The organism is Acinetobacter sp. GXMZU3951 (genome assembly GCF_054457875.1).
In genome coordinates this window covers 179,902-204,612 of sequence record NZ_JBTLFO010000005.1, presented here as the reverse complement: position 1 = coordinate 204,612, position 24,711 = coordinate 179,902, and the positions used below count along the sequence as shown (strand labels likewise).

The following is a 24,711-nucleotide window of genomic DNA, read 5'->3' as shown; positions in this document are numbered from 1 at the left end:
CTCATCATTTTTTACTCGCTGATTTCGATTTTTTTTGCTGCTGGCTAGGCTGATCTTTTGGACTCACATCTTCTGGATAACGGAATAATGACAATTTAAACCCCTCACTTGCTGTAATTTTGCTGGCTTTCTTTTCAGCAGCGCATTGCTTTTTTAGATCATCATAATTATCAAACTGTGCTTTATCAATCTTGTCTCCTTGGAACTTGATTTCCACCAATGCAAAAATATTGGTCAAAGTTAAAGGCTCACCACGATATTCTGGAATAATAATATCAGCACCAATTGTATTCTTTCCTTTATATGGCATTGGCCAAAATGGATTGATATCAGTACCTGTACGCTTGATTCGTGTTGTACCCTCTAATAGAGGTGCAAGGTACTTCTTCGTTTTTACATCATAACCAAAACAAACTTCTGATTTTAATGGACTCTTCCATTTGACAAGCTCATCCATGAATTCAAACATAAAGTTCACAGCAAGCTGCTTTAATCTCACGATGATATATTCATCTACATTTGCCCCCGCAAGTTCTTCAGCAGTCATCTTCAAAAGTTTTGCAACAATATCAACTTTGCTTTTAGGGACAACATCCTTTAGCTTTTTACCTTTTTGCTTCCTTAATTGAATCATAGGCAACTGTTCAGATTTTTCACAGACCTGACTAATGATTGACCGAAATGGTACCTTTTGTTTAATCGCAGCAGTAATCACATTACTTTTTGTTTGGGGGCGTCCAGATGCAGCTTTGGTATTGTTGCTTTGCTTATCGCCAGTAGTTAACGTCGTTAGTAAAACTTTTTCTTTTTCCTTATCTATTTTATCTGAAATCTCTTGACCAAGATTTTTCATGATTTTTTTAATTTCTTCTTTAGCCTTTTTAATATTGTCCTGATAGTTTTTCACCTCACCATAAGCATTAGAAGCTGTACGATATATTTCATATGCAGTTATTGCATATCCTGCCAATTCAACAACGACAATAATAGCTGGCAGCATCGTTACTCTCCATCCAACTCAGATTCTAGTTTTTTTGCTTTTTCTTCTAATTTTGCTTCCCAGTTTTCAGTCAATCGCTCGCTTTCTCTCATCACTGATTTATATCCAATAATTCTTTCTTTGATTTGTGTAATCACTTGCTCCGTAAATCCCTGCTCGTCTGTAACCCCCTCTTTTAATGAGTTATTCTTGCTATCATGTATTGAAAACTTATAACCTTTAAAGTTACGACCATCTGCTTTAAAAAGCTGATATTGAGCTGAGTAAGGTGACTCAGCAAATTCTAGTTTAGGTAATTGGGGTAAATTGCTAGAAACCTTCGCCCCTCCCATAAACACATGCTGCCCTGCCTTCACCTCAAACTTGCCACCCGTAGTCGGGAAAATACCTGAACCATTCAACTTGATTTGCGAGCCTCCAGCAGTAATCACAATCTCTTTCGGACTAGTGATCTCAATCCGATCTTCTGTCGAAATAATCTGAATCCCTTGCTTGGCAAGCAAGTCCATCCCATCTGATTGGGCATGTACCTCATACTTACCTTTAGCCGCCACCTGTTTGATGCCATTCTGTGCGGCAAACAGGCTAATCCTGTTCTGGACATGGGCAACCAGATTCTTTTGCGTGGTGAAATTGATGCTGTCGCCTGCAAACTGGTTAATTTGCCCATCAGCCGAAACATGAATGTCTGCATTGGTGCTTAAACCAATCCCATCTGGCGAGTTTAAAAGTAATAGCGCCTTTTCAAATTTTGCAATCTGCGCTTGAATTTGGTCTGCAAACTCTTTTAACTGATCAATCGACTCAATCTCATCAGTTTGCTGATTCTTGGCGACTTCACTGAGGGCTTTGGCATTACTCTGGTTGTTTTCCAACTGTTGTTTGGCTGGTTGAGCATCCAGATGTTCGCCTTCTGCTTGTGCTTGTGCATGCGTGCTGATTAATAATCCTTCACCTGCGCGTACAGCTCCCCATTGGTCAGTCCGAAGCTCAAAACCTTCACCACGGTCTTCACTTTCTGCATGGTCTTTAGGATGGCTGAGTTTGCCTAAATTAAGCTGACTTGCCGCATGGCTACTTTGCAACTGGGCACTGATTTGTCCCGTGGTGTCATCAAAGCGCAGCTGGTTAAAGCCCTGCCCCTGATATTCTTTGGATTTAATGCCTGCCAGTTTTTTGGTCTCAGGCAATTGCCCTGCATCATCAAATTTTGTTGGGTGACGTTGTGCTTCATGAATACGTCCCACCACAAATGGCCGGTCAATGTCCCCCTGAAAGAAGTCAATCACGACTATTTCACCAATACGTGGCAAGAAACGTGCCCCGTAGCCTTCACCCGCCCATGGGGTCAGTACATCCACCCAAGCCGAGTCAGTATCATTGTCGTTACTGCCTACACCACCATCATGTGCATGGTCTTCATTTCTGGTGAATAGAAAACGGACTTTGATGCGCCCCCATGCATCGACATGAATTTCTTCACCACTTGGTCCGACCACTTTTGCCCGTTGTCGGTATGCAGATGGACGGTGCTGCTCAGGATGATAGGCTGGAATAGTTTTAATCTGCCGACGTTGTAACTGTAATTGATTGGCTTGGCGTTGTTCTGGGTCTATGGTGCCATTCCAGATGGGTTGCTGCCAGTTGCTCTGTTGCAGTAGTCGTAGCAGCTGTTGATTGAGGTCTTTAGGTAGGTTGTTTTGACTATAAAAGGTTTTTTCCGTAATCAGAAACTCTTGGTCCGCACCGCTATGTAAATGAATTTCAGGGTGATCTTCCAGAATAAACCAGTAACCGACCTGAGCATCGCGTACCGTAGAATAGGCACTAAAGTGCTTGGCTTGTGCGTGGTAGTAGTCTGATAGCTGCTGATTGAATTGTTCCAGTTGCGGATTACCCGATGCGGTTGCCCCATCCTCGCCCTTCAGGTCTTGCATCCATGCGGGTGCAAAGTGCCAAGCTTGTTCTAGTCCTAAACTGCTGTGGTCATATTGTTCGCTCTGCTGGTGTTTGCTGTAGACGCTGCCTGCACCATCTTCTTGGCTCAGGGCATCAGCTTGCCAGCGTTGGAGATGTACCGCTGTCGGTTGTAACTGACGTTGTGCCTGCCAGTGAGTAATGCTGTCTGCTGTTTGTACGGCACTGCTCTGCTGAAAGCGGATACTTCGTCTTGGTAGGGCTTGGTAGTGCTGATTGTCATCAATCAGGCGAAGCTTTTGTGCTTGAATCGGGTGATTGATGTGGGGAACTAAGGGCTGTGCTTCATCGACCAGCCAATTGATGCCTTCACTTCTCAGTAAGCGGGTTAAAAAGTCATCATCGCTTTCGTTACTTTGCATAATAAAGGGCCGGACATCGTAGTCTCGACTCAATCCTGTTAAATCAAGGCTTAGACTGGCTGCAAACAGCGGACTTTTTTGTTGCCACTCCTGGAACAGGATGTTGACCACATCCACCACGCTTTTATTCATAAACACACGACTATTACGACGTTGTTTCCATAATGCAGTAGGGTCTTGTACTGTGAGACGATATAGCGTGAGTGCACCATCATGCGCACCAACATCAGCTTGGGTAATGATCCCTGTGATACGACTCAATTGGCCTGTATCCGTCACCTGGTCAATCGCAACCTGACAGCCAATAAACTGTTTTAGCGGAATAAAGGCATGTGTCGACAAGCAAATTAAGCTAGCCGTTAAACCTTGGTTCAACGCATGTGCCCCATCAATCCGCTGTAAATAGACCTGCTGATTGAGCACAGGATGGGAAAACTGAAGATGTAGCACACGTTTTTGCGCAGTGAACCCCAGCTGTTCAAGCGCCGCATAAATATGATTCAACATAATGTTTTTAATAAATATAAAGTTAATGTCGTAATTATAAAGTTTGCCGTATAGTATAAAAAATTAGCGACTATAGCCAGTGCTGATCTTAAATTTAGGGCACTTTGTGACATAAATTGGCAATCAAACTTTTGAAGTTAATCTCAGGAAATAAACATTTCTAGTTAAGAAATAATCGTTTATTACATAATAATTAAATGAATTTAATATTACTTAATCAGTAGAATTTGATGCACTTTGAAGTTAAGAGTAATATTATAATAAAACACACAACCATAAGGCATTGTTTTTTATAAATATCTGCTTAAAGCAGACTTCAAAATGGTCTTTTTCCAAGCCTTTATTTAGATTGATTATCATTTACTTAGATGTATTTCATGCAATTGAATAACAAATATCAATAAAAGCAATTGTTAGTTCAGTACTTTTTTGCCTAAAATACGTCATGAGTAATTAAAACCATATTTTTAGGTAGCTGTCGCCATGACCTTTGTTGTCACTGAAAACTGTATTAAATGTAAATATCAAGACTGCGTAGAAGTTTGCCCTGTTGACTGTTTCTACGAAGGTCCTAACTTCTTGGTGATCAACCCGGATGAATGTATCGACTGCGCATTGTGTGAACCAGAATGTCCAGCAAATGCCATTTTCTCAGAAGATGAATTACCAGAAGGTCAAGAAGTCTTTATTGAGCTAAATGCTGAACTTGCACAAAAATGGCCAAACATTACTCAAATCGGTGACCAACCTGCGGACCGTGAAGAATGGAATGGTAAAGCAGACAAGTTACAGTACTTGGAAAAATAAGCCATAAAAAAGATCAGCAATTGTGCTGATCTTTTTTTATACCAAAAGCACACATTTGATTGCAAAATTTCCAAATTTACTTAAGTATTTTCGATTAAAATAAGCAACTATATTTCTAAGCATTTGATTTTTCATACATGAAGCATTTTTTCAAGGGTTTGCTCGGCTTGAGTATGATCCCTTTGGTTATGATTGGATGCAGCTCATCTCCTCATAAATCTGTGCAAGGCACTCCTCATGGTAAGCGTATTTACATACCACAAGAGCGTGTCATTATCGAACGCCCTATTCCACCAAAGATCATTCCTTATACCTATAATAGCTGGGTTGCAGCAAGTAACAACTTAAGAAATGTGCGTGAGTACGAGATTTTCTTAGACAAAAATAATGTCGGGAACATTGTTCCTAGCTTCGAATTGTTAAGAACAGCACGTGACTGGCAAAAATGTGGTCGCTCGCAATATATGATCCCAACACGTGAATTGTGGAATAACTTAGTTCCGACGCTACGTGTATTTAAATATTTAGTTGCAGCGAAGGTACTCACGGATTTTGAAGTTACCTCGGTGTATCGCGACTTGCCCCTTAATCAATGCGCTGGTGGTGCGAGTTCTTCTCGTCATCTATTCAACTCCGCAATCGACTTTCGTATCGGACCTGAATACCCGCAACCTGAAGATTATGCCTATATTGAACATACTAAATTTAAACTCTGCCAGTTCTGGGAACAACACGGTCAAAGTTTAAATATGGGCTTAGGCTTATACTCATCTGGACAAATTCACATCGATACTCAAGGTTATCGTACTTGGGGACCAGATTTGAGCCGCTACTCATCCATGTGTAATTATTAAATGCTGAATTTTGCAGAGGTCTTTGACCTCTGTTTTTATTTTCATTGATTAATTTAGACAGAGAATTGCACTCTGTCTAGAAAAGTTTAAAATGCACTGATTCAAATTTTAGGCGCCAAGATTATGCAAAAAATGTGGTCAGAGATTGATAATTTTATCGATACACATTTAATTCCAGAAGATCCTATTCTTTTACAAACACTTGAAAATACAGCTCAAAAAGGCTTTCCTGACCACCTTGCTGTTGCGCCAAATCAAGGGATGCTTTTACAAATGTTGATTCAAATGAATCAATGTAAACGTGTGCTTGAACTCGGAACTTTTGCCGCTTATAGCACCATGTGGTTAGCGCGCGCCTTACCTGAAGATGGGTATATTCTCACCATTGAAGGTCGAGATACCCATGCCGCACTCGGTCAAGAAAATATTGACCGAGCAAATTTACCCCAAACGGTTGAATTAAAAGTCGGACGCGCAGCAGATGTGCTTAAAGCCTTACCTGCGGATTTTGAACCTTTCGATTTTATTTTTATCGATGCAGATAAACAAAGTTATCCTGAATATCTTGAACTAAGCTTGAGTTTATCGCATTCCGGTACGGTGATTGTACTCGACAATGTAATTCGTGCAGGCGACATTATCAATCCAGATAATCACAAACCAAGTATCGAGGGTTTACGCGAAACCTTTGCACGTCTTAGAAATCATCCCAAACTCTTGTCTTGCACTGCGCTGCAAACTGTAGGGAGTAAAGGTCATGATGGTTTCGCAATTGCGATTGTAAAATAACCGGTAGCGAGCAAAAAACAACCTTCTGCATTTTTGCTTTAAAATACAGACATTTACATATCCTATCCATATAGTTATCCACATATAATGCGGATAACTATATTCAACACTCAATGTTTCAATATTTACTTCGCTACTAAAAGCGGTACTGTCGAATTTCTGAATATAGTGGTGGTAATACTGCCTAAGAAGAATTGATGAAGCTTGCTATGGCTAAATGCGCCCATGACAATTAATTTAATATCATGTTCTCGCTGATAATCCAAGATATTTTCTGAAACATCTCCATAACGATATTCAACCACTACATCTAAGCCAGCATCTCTTAAATATTGTGAAGGGTCATTTAGTATTTCAGGATGATCACCCACATACAGTAAATGACATTGCAATAAGCGCAATAAATCACTTTGTGCAATGCGATGCATCATCTTCACACATGTAGGCGAATACTCGTAAGCAAAAATAAAACGTGTCGGAGGAACAAAGTTTTCTCCTACTGTTAAAACGGTACTACTCACACCACGAATAAAGTTTTCAACATTGCCACCGATCGGTTTGTTACGTTCTGCTGAGCGCTCCCCTACACGACCAATAACCGCAATATCATCCTCTTGGAGCACATGAAAACTTTGTTCTAGGAAATCCCCTTTTTCTTGTATATGGGTTGCCTCTAGGTCATATTTTTCTTTGACCATTTCAGAAATGTGGTTGAGTAAATTATTACTGTAATCCAGTGCCAATTGGCTTTGTTTTTGTTCAAGCTCGGCGAGTTCTTTCAGTAACATGGCATTACTTTCAAAGCCAATCACCCCACTGATTTCACCTAAATGGTAGCTTGCGGGATAGTAATCTAACACTTGTAATAACACGAGTTCGCGTTGAGTTTGTTTTGCGATCCAAGCCGCGGCTTCAGCGACCGCATTAATGCAAGGAGAAGAATCTATACACGCTATTACCCGTTTCATTGTATGCCTCTCAATTAGCCTCTGGGGACTATAGGTCTAGTTGTTGACTCTAAACTTAGCACATCTATATGAGAGTTGGCATCTTTTGTGTAACCGAGAGTGATGAAAAATAAACAATTATTCTATTCACGGTAACGAATAAAGCGGGCTGGGTTACCTGCAACAATCTCTCTTTCCGCAACATCTTTGGTGACCATACTTTGCATGCCGACTATGGCATAATCCGCTATTTTCACCCCATCTTTGACCCCAACGTGAGCACCGAGCCAGACATCACGTCCAATTTCGATCCCCTGTGAACGCACGGGTTGCTGATAAATAGGCTGATCGAGTTGCATCCCATGATCAAATGCATACAAGTGGCTATATGCAGCAATACGAACCTGATCATGCAATTTAATCCCTGCACGCCCACCATCTAAAATGCAATGATGATTGATGGCGACTTCATTGCCGATGTCCAAAGGACCATGCAAGGTACAGTCTGCAGCAATAAAGCAGTTGTCACCAATGCGAATGGTCCGTCCACGTTCGGCAAAAATATGAGCCAAGGGAGAAATAAAACAATTTTGACCAATCTCTACCGTTTCCATTTCTCTTAAATATTGTTGATATTCATTCTGCCATTGCTCCGCCCAAGCACGGTGCTTCGGCTTTAAACTCCAGTACAGCCAAGGCATGTAATTGAGTCGATGCTTATGCTGCTCACGATATTTTAATAATGGATCTTGCTCAGTCATGTTGCTCTTCTACCACCTTGAGTTGCTCTCTGCCACGGGTCACATCACGAATTTTATCCATTAATTCTGCAATCTGATGAACCTGTAATTGAATTTGTACGCTGACTCCATCTGCGGTGTATTGTTCCTGATAGTCAATGCCTTGCTGATTTAACTCGTATTGAAAAATCGGCCATTCTGAAAACTGACAGCTAAAATGTGCTACTTTCTTTTCAATCAGTTCAATTTTCTCTGCCAATAGTAGCGCTTGACCTGCACACCCACCATAGGCACGCACCAAGCCACCAGTGCCGAGTTTCACTCCACCATACCAACGATTCACCATCACTAACACATTGGTCAGCTCATTGCCTTCTATGGTGGCGAGAATCGGACGTCCAGCTGTCCCCGAAGGCTCTCCATCATCATTAAAGCGGACTTGATGCCCAATCTTCCACGCCCAACATTGATGCGTCGTGGTTAAATCACGATTTTCCTCCAAAAAAGCCTTCACCTCCTGCTCGTTTTCTACAGGCACAGCAAACGCTTGAAATCGACTTTTTTTGATTTCTTCTTCATAAGTAACTTGAGCAGCAATGGTAAATGGCATATCAGACAGGAAATAACAGATAGAAAAAAATAAGGTTCAATACTATATTGAAACACAAGCCTAAGAAAAAACCTCCATTTCAATGGAGGTTTTTATACGAATTATCATCAAACCTTGTGATTAGACCATGAAATCTTCGCCCAAGTAGACCTGACGCACTGTTTCATTTTCCAAGATTTCTTGCGGTGTACCTTCAGCAATTACAGAACCTTCGCTGACAATATAGGCACGCTCACAAATCGCCAAGGTTTCACGCACGTTGTGGTCGGTAATCAACACCCCAATGCCACGGTCTTTGAGCGTGCGAATAATGTCTTTAATGTCATTGACTGAAATTGGATCAACCCCAGCAAACGGCTCATCAAGCAACATAAATTTCGGATCTGCTGCCAAAGCACGGGCAATTTCCGCACGACGGCGCTCACCACCCGACACACTCATGCCTAAAGAATCTTTAATATGGGTGATTTTAAAGTCCGCCAGTAATTCCACTAAACGCTGTTGACGTTGTTGCTTATTTAAATCTTTACGGGTTTCCAAAATCGCCATGATATTTTCAGAAATGGTCAGTTTTCGAAAAATAGAAGCTTCTTGCGGTAAATAACCAATACCCTTGCGCGCGCGCTCATGCATGGCAAGATCGGACATATCCAGATCATCCAGATGGATTTCACCCTTATCCATACGCACCAGTCCTACCACCATATAGAAACTGGTGGTTTTACCAGCACCATTCGGACCAAGCAAGCCCACAATCTGCCCACTTTGCATGCTAAAAGAAACGTCTTTGACGACCCAACGTTTGCTGTAATTTTTGGCAAGATGCTTAATACAAAGCGTTTGTGTTGCAGTATCGACTTGTTCCATTAATCACGCGCTCCTGGGAAGGATTTAGTACTTGAAGGTGGAATCACAATTTGTACACGACCTGATGATGAACCTGTGCTGTTTGGTGTTCCTGTCGCTTCAATATCCCCTTTATTCATACTGTATTTCAGGGTATTCCCGCGAATGCTCGCGCCATCTTGTTCCAACAATGCACCACCAGACATAGTGATGATACCTGTTTCAGCGTTATACACAATTTTTTGGGCCTGCCCTTTGGCTAAGCCCTTATTGGCATCGAGCTGCTGTTGGAAACGCGCAGGTGAACCTGATGCAGTAATTGAACTGATTTGTTTTTTCTGGTTTAGATTGGCAACAATTGACGCTGCCTGTAAACGCATGGTGCCCTGCTCAATAATGACATTGCCTGAGTAGGTTGTGATGCCTGTTTTTTCATTAAAGGTCGCGCGGTCAGCCACCAAGGAAATCGGCTGATTGCGATCTGAAGGAATCGCAAAAGCAGAAGATGCAGCCATAATAACGATACTGAGTACTGCCGCTTTTTTAAGGAAAGCTTTATGAGCTTGAAACTTAAGATTTTGGTTCATACTTTCCTCGAATATTAAAAAATTCGTATTGACCATCATTCAAATTGGCTTTCAATCCCTGACTGATAAATTCTGCCTGAGGAGATTGAACAGTCACTTGATGATCTGTTTCAATGACACGTGTTTGTGGAAATGCTGTCAGTTCATCTGTCAGAAATTGCATTTTCCCTTGCCCTTGATCAAGCAACTTGGTTGCAACAACTTGCTGGGACAGAATGACTTTTTTATTGTCCTCATACCCATTGGCTTGTTTGGCAAAAAAAGTCGCATCAACCGCGCCATTTTTATACATAGAAGCATTCAAGTTTTCGAGCTTAGAGGTTTGCTTTTGCATATCCTGCTCCAGTCGGTCGACTTGAGCACGGACATAGAGATTTCCAGCATCATCGGTTTGGGTTAAATTAATTTTTTCTGCCGAATAGGTCATACTCCGTGCAGATTCAATTTCTAATTTATTTCCCTTACCGCTGTAATAGTAATAACCACCACTTACAGCAGCAATTGCAATCGCCGTGATATATAAAACTTTGGTATCCATAAGTGTGGTTCTTCACTAAAAACAATTATGTACGTATATAAACATTAATGCGGGATTGAAATAAATTTTTCAAGTAGCTCTTGGTAAGTGCCTTTCGCCATTAAAAGCATATCGCAGATTTCACGTACCGCCCCACGTCCACCCATTGCTTGGGTGACTAAGTCTGCACGACGACGTACTTCAACATGACCATTTGGCACGGTCACTTTCATACCTGCAATCGCAAATGCAGAAAGATCAGGCCAGTCATCACCCATATACAGGCAGTCTTCAGGAGAAAGATTTAATTGCGCACAGGCTTCACGTAAAGCTACACCTTTATCTTCACGTCCTTGGAAAACCAAGTCTACACCTAAGTCCGACATTCGTTTTTCAACAATATTGCTTTTACGCCCAGTGATAATAATCACTTTAATGCCAGACTTTTGCACCAATTTCATGCCTAAACCATCACGAATATCAAAGGATTTTATTTCATCCCCTGTATTGGTTAAGGTCACAAAACCATCACTTAAAATACCATCGACATCTAACACTAACGCTTGAATATGACGTGCTTGTTCTAATAACACATAAGATGCCATGGATTAATTTACCCCTGCTTGAATTAGGTCATGCATGCTAATTACACCAATCACTTTATTGGCATTATCAACCACCACAAATTGGTTAATTTTTTTATCGCGTAATTTCTCTAAGGCATGCACAGCACGCGCTTCCTGTGAAATTGTCGCTGGATTTTGGATCATTACTTGCGAAACTGGAAGATTGACATCAAAACCTTGCTGTTTGTCGATGAGACGACGTAAATCCCCATCGGTAAAAATCCCCAATAAACGATCTTCACTGTCTACAACCGTGGTTAAACCCAAACGCTTGTTTGAAATTTCATATAACACTTTATTCATTGGTGTTTCAGGTGCAACCTTTGGCAGCTCATTGCCTGTATGCATTAAGTGTTTTACATGCAATAACAAACGCTTACCCAGAGCACCCGCAGGATGCGAACGAGCAAAATCATCAGCAGTAAAGCCACGCGCTTCCAATAAAGCAACGGCCAAAGCATCACCCAAAGCTAAGGTTGCAGTCGTGCTCGAAGTTGGAGCCAACCCCAGTGGACAAGCCTCTTGAATATTACCCAAAGTCAGTGCCACATCTGCATTTTGTGGCATAGGACCTGTGTCGTCACCACTGATGGTAATTAAAGGCACTTCTAGATGTTTAATCAATGGCATGAGCATCATGATTTCATCACTCTTGCCCGAGTTTGAAATTGCAATCAGTACATCACCACGTACCAACATACCTAAATCACCATGTCCAGCTTCACCTGGATGCATAAAGAAAGATGGTGTGCCAGTAGAAGCAAAGGTTGCCGCCATTTTACGACCAATATGACCAGACTTACCCATGCCTGTCACAACCAAGCGACCTTTGCACTGTAAAATAATTTCGCAAGCACGACTAAAACGCTCATCAATTTGAGTCGCTAAAACGCCTAATGCTTGTTCTTCTATGCGCAAAGTTTCTAATGCGGCTTTTTGAAAATCGATTGGATTCGGCATGGTTTGTAGATTCAACGTTGGCAACCTTAAACTCAATATGAGCTTATTTTAGGGTATTTAATCATTAATCCAATAATGATTTACCCTGTATCAAGTAAAAAAGAATTTTCGCAATTTTATCATATCTATGCAATTCACACGTTTCTAAATGTATAAGTTTTCACTTGCTTATAAAAATAACGCATAAAACTTTGTGAATCATGGACCTTACGTTATGATGAACCATCTTTTTGTTATCGCAATATGAAAGTCCTATGCAACCTTTTGTTCTATACAATTCAGAGCAACGTAAAAAAGTAGAATTTGTGCCACGTAAAGAAGGTCATATCGATATGTATGTCTGTGGTATGACCGTTTACGATTACTGTCATATCGGGCACGCACGTGTGATGGTTGCATTCGACTATATTATTCGCTTTTTGCGTAGTCAGGGCTGGAATGTCAAATACGTCCGCAACATTACCGACATTGACGACAAAATTATTAAACGCGCCAATGAAAATGGTGAAAGTATTACTGCTCTGACGGATCGCTTTATTCAGGCGATGAATGAAGATGCAGAAAACTTGGGTTGTTTACATCCTGATGAAGCGCCACGTGCCACTGACTATATTGACCAAATGCAAAGCATGATTGGCAATTTAGTCGACAAAGGTACAGCTTACCCTGCCAGCAATGGCGATGTGTATTTCCAAGTTGAAAAATTTGCCAAATATGGTCGTCTCTCTGGTCGCAAGCTTGAAGATATGCAAGCAGGTGCTTCAGAGCGCGTCGATGTTGAAGTAGAAAAGAAACATCCTTTTGACTTTGTATTGTGGAAACACGCCAAAGAAAATGAACCCGCTTGGGCTTCACCATGGGGTAATGGGCGTCCAGGTTGGCATATTGAATGTTCAGCAATGTCGACGTGCTGCCTAGGCAACCATTTTGATATTCACGGTGGTGGTTCTGACTTAATGTTCCCGCATCATGAAAATGAAATTGCCCAAAGTGAAGCATCGACAGGTGAACAATATGTGAACTATTGGATGCATGTTGGCTTCATTAATGTTGATGGCGAGAAAATGTCGAAGTCATTAGGCAACTTCTTTACCATCCGTGATGTAATGGATAAATTCCATCCCGAAGTGATTCGCTACTTCATTGTGTCTTCACACTACCGTAGCCCTGTGAACTTCTCTGATGTAGCCTTAAAAGAAGCAAAAACGACCTTAAGCCGTTTCTATCATTCTTTTAAAGCGTATCAACAAGTTTATGGCAACCATTTAATTGAACAATTAGATGACTCTCTGGTTGAACGCTTTAATGCTGCAATGTGTGACGACTTTAATACCGCAGAAGCAATTGCTGTCCTGTTTGAAATCAACAAAGAACTAAATCGCGCTGTAAAAGAAGAAAATGCTGAACAAGCTGCTGTCTTCTATGCAACACTTCGTCACCTCACCAACATTTTAGGTTTGGTTCAGCATGATGTTGAAGAGTTTTTAAAATCGGATATTGGTCAAGAAGCTTTAGGCTTGTCTGAATCTGAAATTGAAGATTTGATCCAACAGCGCCAAGATGCGAAAAAAGCCAAAGATTTTGCTAAGGCAGATGGCATTCGCCAGTCTTTATTGGACCAAGGTGTAGTCTTAGAAGATACTCGCCAAGGTACTGTATGGCGTCGTGCTGATTAATTCAGCAGTTGTGCATCTAGAGAGTTGACAGCTTATTAAAACTCTCTATAATGCACATCCATATTGCGGGAATAGCTCAGTTGGTAGAGCACAACCTTGCCAAGGTTGGGGTCGCGAGTTCGAGTCTCGTTTCCCGCTCCAAAATACGAAAGAGCCCTCATCGAAAGATGAGGGCTTTTTCTTATTGTTTTTTAATAAATTTATTTATCATCAGAAATTCTTACACTCCAAAAAGCAATATTACAAAACTCCCCTTTTTTTAGTTTTCGACTATTCTATTGGTAGAGCGATATCGGAATAAGTTTGATTACAACCACATCCATTATGGAATAACCAACTCGACCACAAGTTCATTTACAACCACTCTCGCAGCCCTAGCCTCACCAAGTCAAAAGACTAAACCACTACCACTGTCCTAAAATTGGTATGAATAATTGATTAAAAAACGATGCTGATCCCAATCTTGACGAGTCATACCGTTAATTTTTTCTCCCAACTGCCCATTTTTAAACTTTGAGTCGTAGCTTAAGTAAGAATAGCGAATATCCATATTCTTCACCCAAGGAATGGTATAACTCAATGTTAAATCTAAGAATTTCTCTTTTCCTTCAAGATCACTACTGATATTACTTTGATGTGCTCCAAACCCATAAATATATTTAGCTTCTGTTTTTAGACCTTTAATCGTATCCTTCCAATCATACTTAAGCCGAAATGCAATAGCTGTTTCATCATTATTAGTAAAATCAGGTCCAATGCTTGAAGAGATAGGAAATGGATTTGTACCATGGTCTTGCGTTAAAACATTGGCACGATCAGAAGATGTAGAAAAACTATCTTCCAACCAAAAACCATCAAATTTAGAAATAGCAAATCCCGCCTCAACATTCTGCTTTGACCAATTCAGATCCAAGAAATATCCTCGCCCTCGGTTATCAATCTCTTGCCCTTTAACGCAATCTAAATCAAATTCAGCACCACATTTGAACAAGTTGCCATTATCACGAGAATAAAATGCCCCACCACTCAAACGCCAATAGTTCTCTGCCACCGGAAGTTTGTATTGAAGTATTGCACCATACTTTTCCAAATAGTCTTTGCTTTTTAGATATTCCGCTGAAACACTCACATTCTGAGCCTGATATAATCCACCAATGACGCCAACATAAGAAATTCGTTCATTATTATCGGTGACTAATTTTTCAAAAGAATCCATACTGCGTGGCTTCCACCGATCATAATAAGAAATATAGGTCTTTACTTGATCATTAAATTTTAACTTAGCACTGGCTCCTGAGAATGTATCGGGAACTGCACGATTTGTTGTACTTTTAAGTAGTATTGAATCTTGCATTTGGCGCCCGACTTTAATCTCACCAATCTCTAAAATTTTGGCCTTAAGATACAATTGCCCCAAAGTTGCAAAATTTTGATCTAATTTTCCATTTGGCTGGAGTTCTAATAATTGGGTTGTAGGTTTACCTGAGTCGAATAATTTCGTCACCGCATACAAAGATCCATCCATTCCCAACCAGTTTGACCAGTATTTAGAGCGATAATTTAATTCAACCCCTAAAGCACTTTGTTCATAGCCAACTTCAGACGGTTTAGGATTACCTAGAGTTGGATGGGCTGTCCCTTCATCATTCCAATAACGAGTATTCAGTTTTAATTCCAATGTCCCTAAATCAGATGGTTGTTCTGCATGACTCCATGTACATATAAAACAGCCCACCACCCCACATAAAATATATGGATTCATTTAAAGTTCCTTTTTTTTAGGCATGAATGACCTTTTGCCTAACTTTTATCGTTAGGCAAAATTCACATTAGAGAGTCAGAAAGTTGTTTAAGGAGAGAGTTTTTCGAGCATTTGACCTTTGGTTTCTATAGCAAACCAGAACGTCACAAGCCCACCAATTAATGCAACCACAGCCAAGACACTGAAAACATATTGGATACCATAACCAGATACCACAAGCCCAACCATGAGAGGCCCAATTGCAGATCCCGCACGTAACCAAGCTGTACTAAATCCAATCCCCATGGCTCTTAGTCTGGTTGGATATAATTCGGCAGCATATAAGTACAAAGAGAAAGAAATGGTCTGTAAAATTGCATAACTTAAAGATGCCAGAACAACAACCTCTGTAGCTGTTTTCGCCCCAAGTATAGACAGACTCATTAATGGAATGATGGCTAAAAAGAATGCCGCAGTATACCAAGGGCGACGCCCCACTTTATCAATCATTAACGCGCAGATGATCGAAGCAATAACCCCAACACCGGAAGTAATCCAGCCGTAGCCTAAACTGGTTTGTAGAGATAAACCAAAATGTTGCTTATAAAGTGATGGTAGCCATGTCACCATTGCATTATTCACCATATAGACACAAAACCACATGCCCCAGAGCGTGAACGTACGCTTACGATAGATCCCTCTAAACAATTCACGCCAATCAGTTTTTGCCATAGATTGTGGATTAATTTCCTTCACTATTGGCTCAGGTAGAACTTTTCCACTTTTTACAGCCCCTTGTTCAAAAAGCGTTACTACACGGTTGGCCTCTTCAAAACGCCCTTTCGACGCTAACCATCGCGGGGATTCTTTTAAGAAAAATCGTAAAGGAATAACCAACACTGAGGGAATAAGCCCGACGATAAACATGACCTTCCAGCCGTATATAGGCATTAAGAAATAAGCAGCCATTCCTGCAAACATTAATCCTAAAGGAAACAAAACTTCATACAATAAGAAAAACTTGCCTCGTTTTTCAGCACCAATAAATTCATTAATGTAGGCACTTGCAACAGGTACTTCTCCACCCGTTCCGACCCCCTGAAAGAATCGAAAAATTAATAAAGACAGTCCACTCCATGCAAATAAACAGGCAATATCCATCAATACAAAAAGCAGGATGGTAAATGAGAGAACTTTTAACCGACCGACCTTTTCAGCCAGTGATCCAAAGAAAACAGCACCAAATAATTGACCAACATATCCAGCAGCAATAATTGCGCCTACATATGCAGGGGTTAAATGCCATTCACTAATCAGTTGAGGTAAAGCGAAGGCAATTGCAAGAACAGTATAGGCATCAAAAAATGTCGCTATACCAATCGTGACTCGCATAAATTGCAAGCGTCGCGTCACAGGAATTCGTTCTAGTCTTGCAATAATTTCAGCATTTTTTTGTTGATGATGATGAATTAACTCCATGTCTGCTAGATTTGTCATCCTCAATCTCCTTATCAACTACGTTCCTCGTAGTTTCTTTGTTATTCGCTGCAACTACCTGTCACCAGCAATGTCGTACTTTTTAATTATTATTTTTAGTTCATGTCCGAAATTTGCCTCAGGCAGCGTACATGATAAAAGGGCTAACGTAAAATGTTAGCCCTTATAGTATTAAGCAACCGCCTGTTTTTCAGACACTTTAGCAATACCCGCCAATCGCATCGCTTCATGAATCTCTTGCTCTGCTCCTTCTGCTAGCGGCAATAATGGCGAACGTACTGTTGCATGATCCAAAATTCCACGTGCAACTAGCGCATGCTTTAATGCCACCGTTCCTTCCATATGTGAACCACGATGGTATACATTACGTGTCACTGGCAAAAGTTGATCATGAATCGCACGGGCTTTTGCATAATCTTTGGCCTTACCCGCTTTAATCATTTCAATTAAAAGTTCTGGCGCGATATTGCCATACCCGACTAATGCACCATCTACATCAAACATGGTATGTAATAGATATTCATCGTGACAGGTTAGAATTTGTAAATCTGGGCGTTCACGACGAATAATTGGAATTTCCACATCCCAACGACGCATATTACGCACGCCATTCTTCATCGCAAAAACACCCGGTTGAGCCGAAATATCCAATAAAGTATCTAAGTCATAAGTGGCTTTAGTCGCATCTGGATATTGGAAAAGAATGGAAGGTAGACCGCTCTCTTCATAAATAGCCTTATAACGATCCTGTGGAGCACCTTTTTGATAACCAAAACGTAACCAGCCATGTGATGGATAAACCAGACCAGCAGCGGCGCCAGCTTCAACTGCACGCTTAGCTTCTTGTGCAGCAACTTCAGTTCCTTCTAAAGTAATTCCTGCAATGACTGGAATCTTGTTATCTACCGACTTAACAAAACTTTCAATGACTTGTTGCTGCTCTTTTTGAGAGAGGAATGTACCTTCCCCTGCATGCCCCAGAACAACCAAACCTTTAACTCCATCAATGCTACCAAGCCAAGAACCTAGTCGTTGGATCGCAGCATGGTCAACAGCACCATCACGAGTAAATGGAGTCACAGGGGCTGGTGTTAAACCGCGTAAATCAATGCTCATCTTTTGCATCCTTGTAAATCATCAAGTTAAAGTTATAAAATTAATATAATTCAACAATTTAATTGAATATTTAAACTTTATGATTAAAGTATAGGATGTATCATTTTTTTCGAGAATCCGTTATTTTCTTATTTCAGCTATACTGAATTCGTATATCTCACAGGAGGGATTAAGTGAACTACATGCAATGGAAATTATTCTTAGATGCAAATGATTTAGGTAGTTTAAGTAAAGTGGCTCAGTTTTATAACAGCAGCCAACCGCACATCAGTCGACAATTACAAGAGTTAGAAGATTTCTGTGGTGGACGCTTATTTCATCGTACAGGTCGAGGGGTCACGCTCACGGATTTAGGCTTATTCTTACTTCCTAAAATCCGTCATTGGGTCAAACTCACTGAACAATTACAAAATGATATTCACCATTCGAGTAAGAATTTAATCGGTAAAGTGCGAATTGGTAGCATTCCCTCTACTGCTCACCCACTACTTACAACTGTTAGTCATCGACTTAAAAAGGAATATCCTCAAATCGAACTCTCAGTACGTGAAGGTCAAGGTGTCTTATTAGAAAAATGGCTTGAAGAAGGATCTGTCGATTTATCTTTACACTATCGATTTAATTCCGCTTCACAAAATGGAGATTTATATTTAGCGGAAGTAGAAACTTATTTAGTTGGCAAAAAAGAAGATCCTTTATTAAAAAATATGAGCATCAATTTTGCACAGCTTGATGGATTACCTTTAGTTACTTTTTGCAGACCAAATAGTTGGGTCACCCATTTAGAAAATATTGCACGCCAAAAACAAACCACCCTTAATATTGCTTTTGAAGCCGACTCCATCAGTATGCAAATGCATTTAATTGAAAGTAGCAATTATTATGGCATTTTAGGCCCTCAAGCAATTAAAAACCATGCCCCCGATAAGGGACTTACCGCAGTCAAAATCATAGATCCCAATATTAAACGCTATTTATCGTTATCCATGTCACCACATACTTATTTAACACCACCCTGTCGAAAAGTGATTGATATAATCAAAGATATATTGAAGTCAGGGGACCTCGATTTTTCTAATGTCAGAGATGATTCTTTAAATTAATGAAACTTTTGATTGATAAAAAATTATAGATGATTGAATTCACTTAAAAAGTCCCATTCACATTTTAAACACTTAGATGAAAACATACGCAAGCCAAATGATTAAGATTTTTGAAGGCTATTCAAGATTTTAATCATCATGAAATTTGATTGGCGGAAATATTTGACGGATTACTTCAAGCTGAAAAATATCACTTCGACTGTAATGTCCTGCAGCATCAAGACTTCTGCGTGCGTTCGCCGCCGCTGCAGGATCAATTTCCACATAAAAAAGCCTTTCTTCACCACCTCGAGGTTCCGAAATACACCTTCCTCCTGGGGCATACACGCTGGCCTTTCCTGGGTTAATACACTCATTTTCATCTGGAAATATCTGCTCTCGATGAGGGAAGCTCGTGGGAATATCTTTTCCATAGATACAACTTGCAACCCCAACAACGTAACACCCCCCTTCACGAGCTATATGCTGTAAAGTACTTTGCCAAATATCGCTACTGTCCCAAGTAGGCGCTAAATAAAGATCGACCCCTTGCGCGTAAAGCGAATATCTTGCTAGCGGCATATAACTTTCCCAGCAGATCAGCACACCAACTCTTCCAACTGGCGTATCTATAACTCGCAAGCCACGTGCATCCCCAATTCCATGAATCATTCGCTCTGAATTAGTGGGCATTAGCTTCCGGTGTAAATTTAACAACTCACCTCTGTGACTTATAAGTGCATTACTGTTAAAAATGGTTCCTCTAGAGAATTTTCCTTCTCGCTCATTCATTCCTATGCTAACCGAAATACTACATTCTTTAGCTGCTTGCTGAATTGGTGAAAGATCTCCAGCTGAAACGTCTACTGAGTTTTCCAATAGTCTGTCATGTATATCGTTATAATAGGCCATATCTGCGCCTGGCTTGAGTCGCCATGACCAAGTTGGATAACCAGGAATAAAACACTCGGGGAGCACCACCAATTGCGCTTCCGCTCGCGCAGCTTCTTCAATTATCGCCACGGCCTTGGCAATAGAGGCTTCCTTGTCTAAAAGAACTGGCGCGACTTGCGCTACTGCTATTTTTTCATTAGGATTCCTGCCATATATAACTAAATTTAACGGCTCATTTGCTATTTTATTTAAAGCGGATAAAACTTCTATTCTTATAAATTTACATATTATTTAATCAAAATTATATCAACATGGGCTTTGTTGCACAAACCTATCTTTAAAGGCTTATTCCACAATATATTTCTCAAATAAATAAGCCCACGCCTAAAATTTATCTTACAACCAATTGGTCTTCTTAGAATCGTGCTTTAATAAATCGAGAAAACCCCTCTGTTCCTACTACCCCATGGTATGCTCAGCCAAAGGGCAAACAAGGACGAAATCGAACCTACTCAGATACAACCATCCAATCTTGCTTAATGATTAAATCTCTATTTCGACTTTCTTTGCGTATGGTCACAGGTTTTGTGCAAAGCCTGATTAAACTTTGTGGTTTGGATTGGACAACCCCGAATATCCGTGATATTCGTACTCCACCATTTGTAGAAGATAATGGCATATTGATATTTCAATTTGCTATCAAAAAATAGTGATGGGCTTCATCTACTCGTTGACTCTACTGGTTTGAAATTTCTAGGTGAACATGAATGGAAACGTAAGAAACACCCGCCTGAATATCGTCGCCAATGGCGTAAATTACATATTGGTATATATACTAAGACCCTGCAAATACGAACAGTTCAACTCACCACAAACAATGTGAGCGATTCACAGGTACTTGGTGATTTACCTGATCAAATTCCATGAGATGAGCAGATTTTTAATCTATACACAATTTTACTGCTATAAACAAACCATTTAAAAGATGGCAACTGCACATTGCTATACAGTGCCACCTTGTTCAATTAATGCATTTTTAATTGCGGACGAGAAGACTTAGACAAAATATCTTTTAACATCAGGATACTGGTTTTAAATAAGCCGTGCAGTGCTATTTGATGAAATCTGTATAAAGACATATACATGACACGCGCCAAAAATCCTTCAATGTTGATATTTCCCATCACATGCCCAACACTATTCCGATCACTTAAAGACACCAATGATCCTTTGTCTTTAAAAACAAATTCAGGAAGTGGCTGCCCCATTACATATGCATATAATGCTTTTTCTAAGAAAATAGCTTGTTGATTGGCAACTTGAGCACGCGGTGCCAAAGGACGATCCTGACCATGTGGGGTAAAGCTTGCACAATCGCCCATAGCAAAAATGCTTTCATCGCATGTCGTTTGCAAGGTAGGTTTAACAATGAGCTGATTAATCCGATTGGTTTCTAGGCCTGCAATATTATTTAAAAAATCGGGAGCTTTAATCCCTGCTGACCATACTTTTAAATCGGCTGACAGTTGTGATCCATCATCGAAATAAATATTCGTTTCATCAATTTTCTTCACACGACTCTTGGTTCTGACATAAATTCCCATATTGAGCAATTCAGTCTCGGCCAGATTTGAAATTTTTGGATTCAGTGCTGGCAATATACGATCAGTCGCCTCAATTAATGTGATTTGCACATTATCTGGCTCAATACTGTCTAGGCCATAGCGACAGAATTGATGCGCAGCAAAATGTAATTCTGCCGCCAATTCAACCCCTGTAGCACCTGCGCCAATAATGGCAATATTGAGTAAGCTTGGCTTATCATTTTCAATCAAGCTGTTCGCTTGTGCTTGCAAATATAAATTTAAAAACTCTTTTTGCAAGTAATCTGCCTGAGCGCGTGAGTCTAAACGCACACAATTTTCTTTAGCCCCTTCCGTATTAAAATCATTTGAAGTCGAGCCAACTGCAACCACCAAAATATCATACGACAGTGAACGGCTAGGTGCTATTTTCTCACCATGATGAGAACTTAATTCTTCAAGTTGTATCGTTTTATGCGTCCGATCAATATTGATCATCTTACCTAAGAAAAATTCAAAATTATTTTTATTGGCATGTGCAAAATAATTCAGTTCATCTTCATGAGAATTTAAAGTACCAGACGCCACTTCATGTAAAAGTGGTTTCCAGATATGCGTCAAAGCAGCATCCACCAAGATAATCTCAGCCTTATTTTTTTTCCCCAAGCGATTTCCTAGACGAGTGGCAAGCTCAAGCCCACCAGCTCCTCCACCCACAATCACAATACGCTTTCTAGGATGTCCGATTTGTATTTTGTTATACAGCATTGTTGTCACTCCAATTGTTTGATGAATACAAAACGTACGATTCATATTCATCAAGCAATTGTTTAGGCATTTAAACTCAAGAAGTTGTTTCAAAATGTATCCTACTATAAAAAGATAAAAAAAGATGATAGTCAACATTTTATTTCGAAATAAATGAAATTTGCAAACATAAGATATTGCTTTTAATATATATTTTTTTTAGAAATACCAAACTCAAGAACTGAAATGTATTTTCAACTATTGACATTTAAATTTTTCAATTATTTTAAAGTTTATAATCATAGGATTCCAAACGCACTTTCTCAGCTCTTGCAATGTTCAATTACAATAAATATCAATAAAATTAAGATCCTAGGCACATGCTTTCCTAACCAAATGATTAAGAAAGTCGAATAAATTGATAAATAAACTTCCAACAATTAAATTTGAATGTTCTCATCTTTGTTTTTTTGAATATTTTTATTTCATATACTTCACACAAAACCGCTTTAAACATCATGGTTATGATTGATCGTCGAGCAAAAAGACCTTCATGCTCAGAGATTAAAATGCCTAAGATATTGCAAGCCATTCTCAAAAATGAGCATTGAACTTTGAAGTAAAAGTTGCGACTTTAACGGCTTATTTGAAATGAATAAAAGATAGCTAAATTGAGCAGTTCAGACCCCATTAAATCTTCTCTGAATAGCCACTAGAATTCTAGACAATAAAAAAGCCCGACATCCTGTCGGGCTTTTTCGTGTGTGGTTGATTAGGTATAACTCCTGTCGTACCTCACGTCCTGGTGTTGCACTTATCATTATTGTTTTATGTGTTGGAACATCCTGTTCTCTATGTCCCCATCATATGAAAAATCCCCTCGATGGCCTAGACGCCATGCTCGCTAATTCATGTCAGCCTGAGCGTACAACATTGCTCAAAACTTACCCCAAGGTTTATCCGCAGAAATTGCGGATAGTTTCGGGACTGGATGTATTGAGTTATCAGGGAAAAGTTTAAATTTGAACGTTTTTTGATCGAATTTATTGGCTGAAAGTGACAAATTCGTTCAATAAAAAGCCGATTTGTTTCAAAATCGGCTTTTTGGGCATTTTTTGATTGGAGTGAAATTTTTAAGTATTTGATATTTAAATTAATATACAAGTGTACTTCGTATAACGCCCATTATGTTAAATGGGTAGTCGTTTCAATATATTTGAGAGCATGTAATAATCCTATTACCACACTTACATCACATATTTTTAATATGTTTTGTAGAGTAAGAAATAGAGCAATCTATTTCTTACTCAACTTATCTTACATTGGATAGTTAAAGCTATCTCGATGCCATTTCAAATATTTTTTTGACTCTTGTGGTAACTCAATTTTTCTAGTTTGAACATTCATTTGCTCTAGCAAATTATCTACTTCATTATTTTTAGTAAGAAGGTTTCCTTCATCATCGAATGAAATAAGTCCTTTATCAAATAATATATCTACGTGAGCTGCTAATAAGATTCCATTTGATGAATCTAAGCGTTCACTATCATTTGAAATCCTCCAAGGTTTAATATGGCTTGCACGCAACAACTCATTTAAACGGATTCCAGTAAGCGGACAATGCCCAAACTTCTTAATTAGTTCTTTTCGAAAGATGTTTTGCCCAATGCGCTGCAAGATATATACAGATTTTGATGTTAGAGGAATATTTTCATCTTTATCTTGGTCTAATTGACCAATTTCCAGCTCTCCGGAAGGATCTATTTTTTCATATAAGTAACTGGCCAAGTTGGCGCTAATTTCTGCTAAGTAGCAACCTTGGTTGCCATTTCCTGTAGTTGCGCTGATTGGGGAATATTTGGCTGGTAATAATGGTCGAATTTCATCAATAAAGTCTTTAGGCTTAAATTTACTTTCGACAACAAAGAAATCAACATCTACTTTCCAGCCAACGCTCCCCCAATGTCCTGTTTCTTGAAAAGGATTTTCTGCCTCATAAGCTGATGATCTAGCACAGCCTAATGCCTGGATGACTCCCATTGCGTAAGAAAAAACAATGTCACCAGGTTTTACGAGTTTCATGTTTTCGTATGATTGATTGAAACTATTGTTGGCATTTACTTTTGGGGACCAGAGATAACCATCTCCAACTTCAGTTTTATATGTTTGTTTATGATTAACCCAAAAATAGTTAGGAAGTTGTGTATTCATAGTAAGTCTCTTCTGCAGTTTGATTAGGAAATGAG

Annotated in this window: 21 protein-coding genes, 1 tRNA gene and 1 pseudogene; 7 read left to right on the top strand and 16 right to left on the bottom strand. The window is 39.7% G+C overall.

The features are described from left to right. Positions 1-4: 4 nt before the first annotated feature. Together ACX17N_RS10080 and ACX17N_RS10075 are read right to left on the bottom strand one after the other, a co-directional pair. Positions 5-1,000 (bottom strand): hypothetical protein, encoded by a 996-nt coding sequence (locus ACX17N_RS10080; RefSeq protein WP_458892435.1) that lies wholly within the window; start codon positions 998-1,000, stop codon positions 5-7. 2 nt (positions 1,001-1,002) lie between these two features. Continuing rightward, positions 1,003-3,846, bottom strand: coding sequence for a type VI secretion system Vgr family protein (locus ACX17N_RS10075; RefSeq protein WP_458892434.1), 2,844 nt, complete (start codon positions 3,844-3,846; stop codon positions 1,003-1,005). Positions 3,847-4,329: 483 nt separating this feature from the next. On the opposite strand from ACX17N_RS10075, the gene fdxA reads away from it, so the two are divergent. The 3 genes from fdxA (at position 4,330) to ACX17N_RS10060 (ending at position 6,296) form a co-directional block, all read left to right on the top strand. After that, positions 4,330-4,653, top strand: coding sequence for a ferredoxin FdxA (fdxA, locus tag ACX17N_RS10070; protein WP_004938070.1), 324 nt, complete (start codon positions 4,330-4,332; stop codon positions 4,651-4,653). A 137-nt stretch (positions 4,654-4,790) separates the two neighbouring features. Beyond that, positions 4,791-5,507 (top strand): peptidase M15, encoded by a 717-nt coding sequence (locus ACX17N_RS10065; protein ID WP_458892433.1) that lies wholly within the window; start codon positions 4,791-4,793, stop codon positions 5,505-5,507. A 123-nt stretch (positions 5,508-5,630) separates the two neighbouring features. Beyond that, positions 5,631-6,296, top strand: a complete 666-nt coding sequence (locus ACX17N_RS10060; RefSeq protein WP_458892432.1) for an O-methyltransferase — start codon at positions 5,631-5,633, stop codon at positions 6,294-6,296. Between the two features lie 125 nt (positions 6,297-6,421). Here the strand turns inward: ACX17N_RS10060 and ACX17N_RS10055 are convergent, their stop codons facing one another. The 8 genes from ACX17N_RS10055 to ACX17N_RS10020 form a co-directional block, all read right to left on the bottom strand. Further along, entirely contained in the window at positions 6,422-7,264 is an 843-nt protein-coding gene (locus tag ACX17N_RS10055; RefSeq protein ID WP_458892431.1) for a universal stress protein, read from the bottom strand. Between the two features lie 122 nt (positions 7,265-7,386). Next, on the bottom strand, positions 7,387-8,004 hold the full coding sequence (locus tag ACX17N_RS10050) for a DapH/DapD/GlmU-related protein (protein WP_458892430.1): 618 nt from the start codon (positions 8,002-8,004) through the stop codon (positions 7,387-7,389). Beyond that, positions 7,997-8,593, bottom strand: coding sequence for an IMPACT family protein (locus tag ACX17N_RS10045; protein ID WP_458892429.1), 597 nt, complete (start codon positions 8,591-8,593; stop codon positions 7,997-7,999). Before ACX17N_RS10045 ends, ACX17N_RS10050 begins: the two co-directional genes overlap by 8 nt. Before the next feature lie 120 nt (positions 8,594-8,713). Then, positions 8,714-9,460 (bottom strand): LPS export ABC transporter ATP-binding protein, encoded by a 747-nt coding sequence (lptB, locus tag ACX17N_RS10040; protein WP_458892428.1) that lies wholly within the window; start codon positions 9,458-9,460, stop codon positions 8,714-8,716. After that, a complete protein-coding gene (lptA, locus tag ACX17N_RS10035) occupies positions 9,460-10,026 on the bottom strand; it encodes a lipopolysaccharide transport periplasmic protein LptA (RefSeq protein ID WP_458892427.1) in 567 nt (188 codons plus the stop codon). The genes lptB and lptA overlap by 1 nt, the downstream gene beginning before the upstream one ends. Next, a complete protein-coding gene (gene lptC, locus ACX17N_RS10030; protein ID WP_458892426.1) occupies positions 10,010-10,564 on the bottom strand; it encodes an LPS export ABC transporter periplasmic protein LptC in 555 nt (184 codons plus the stop codon). The genes lptA and lptC overlap by 17 nt, the downstream gene beginning before the upstream one ends. Positions 10,565-10,608: 44 nt before the next feature. Beyond that, a complete protein-coding gene (locus tag ACX17N_RS10025) occupies positions 10,609-11,148 on the bottom strand; it encodes a KdsC family phosphatase (RefSeq protein WP_458892425.1) in 540 nt (179 codons plus the stop codon). A gap of 3 nt (positions 11,149-11,151) precedes the next feature. Then, the gene (locus ACX17N_RS10020) at positions 11,152-12,129 is read right to left on the bottom strand and encodes a KpsF/GutQ family sugar-phosphate isomerase (protein WP_458892477.1); all 978 of its coding nucleotides are present in this window, start codon (positions 12,127-12,129) and stop codon (positions 11,152-11,154) included. Positions 12,130-12,383: 254 nt separating this feature from the next. Here ACX17N_RS10020 and cysS point away from each other — a divergent pair, with 254 nt between their 5' ends. Together cysS and ACX17N_RS10010 are read left to right on the top strand one after the other, a co-directional pair. Further along, positions 12,384-13,805 carry a cysteine--tRNA ligase gene (gene cysS / locus ACX17N_RS10015; RefSeq protein ID WP_458892424.1) on the top strand — a complete coding sequence of 474 codons (1,422 nt, stop codon included), beginning with the start codon at positions 12,384-12,386 and terminating at the stop codon, positions 13,803-13,805. Between the two features lie 65 nt (positions 13,806-13,870). Then, positions 13,871-13,946 (top strand) — tRNA-Gly (locus tag ACX17N_RS10010). Between the two features lie 274 nt (positions 13,947-14,220). Here the strand turns inward: ACX17N_RS10010 and ACX17N_RS10005 are convergent. The 3 genes from ACX17N_RS10005 to ACX17N_RS09995 all read right to left on the bottom strand — a co-directional run bounded on the left by ACX17N_RS10005 (position 14,221) and on the right by ACX17N_RS09995 (position 18,159). Further along, a complete protein-coding gene (locus ACX17N_RS10005) occupies positions 14,221-15,567 on the bottom strand; it encodes an OprD family outer membrane porin (RefSeq protein WP_458892423.1) in 1,347 nt (448 codons plus the stop codon). Between the two features lie 87 nt (positions 15,568-15,654). Next, the gene (locus ACX17N_RS10000) at positions 15,655-17,043 is read right to left on the bottom strand and encodes an MFS transporter (RefSeq protein WP_458892422.1); all 1,389 of its coding nucleotides are present in this window, start codon (positions 17,041-17,043) and stop codon (positions 15,655-15,657) included. A gap of 171 nt (positions 17,044-17,214) precedes the next feature. Further along, positions 17,215-18,159 carry a dihydrodipicolinate synthase family protein gene (locus ACX17N_RS09995; RefSeq protein WP_458892421.1) on the bottom strand — a complete coding sequence of 315 codons (945 nt, stop codon included), beginning with the start codon at positions 18,157-18,159 and terminating at the stop codon, positions 17,215-17,217. 173 nt (positions 18,160-18,332) lie between these two features. Between ACX17N_RS09995 and ACX17N_RS09990 the strand changes: the two genes are divergently transcribed. Further along, a complete protein-coding gene (locus ACX17N_RS09990) occupies positions 18,333-19,262 on the top strand; it encodes a LysR family transcriptional regulator (protein ID WP_458892420.1) in 930 nt (309 codons plus the stop codon). A 129-nt stretch (positions 19,263-19,391) separates the two neighbouring features. On the opposite strand, the gene ACX17N_RS09985 is transcribed toward ACX17N_RS09990, so the two are convergent. Next, positions 19,392-20,324: a carbon-nitrogen hydrolase family protein gene (locus tag ACX17N_RS09985; protein ID WP_458892476.1), complete on the bottom strand. Its 933-nt coding sequence runs from the start codon at positions 20,322-20,324 to the stop codon at positions 19,392-19,394. A gap of 179 nt (positions 20,325-20,503) precedes the next feature. On the opposite strand from ACX17N_RS09985, the pseudogene ACX17N_RS09980 reads away from it, so the two are divergent. Beyond that, positions 20,504-21,059, top strand: a pseudogene (locus ACX17N_RS09980) (IS5 family transposase); the annotation flags it as partial. Between the two features lie 101 nt (positions 21,060-21,160). Here the strand turns inward: ACX17N_RS09980 and ACX17N_RS09975 are convergent. Beyond that, positions 21,161-22,486, bottom strand: coding sequence for an NAD(P)/FAD-dependent oxidoreductase (locus tag ACX17N_RS09975; RefSeq protein ID WP_458892419.1), 1,326 nt, complete (start codon positions 22,484-22,486; stop codon positions 21,161-21,163). Between the two features lie 1,296 nt (positions 22,487-23,782). Next, a complete protein-coding gene (locus tag ACX17N_RS09970; protein ID WP_216972119.1) occupies positions 23,783-24,676 on the bottom strand; it encodes an HNH endonuclease in 894 nt (297 codons plus the stop codon). Between the last annotated feature and the right edge of the window lie 35 nt (positions 24,677-24,711).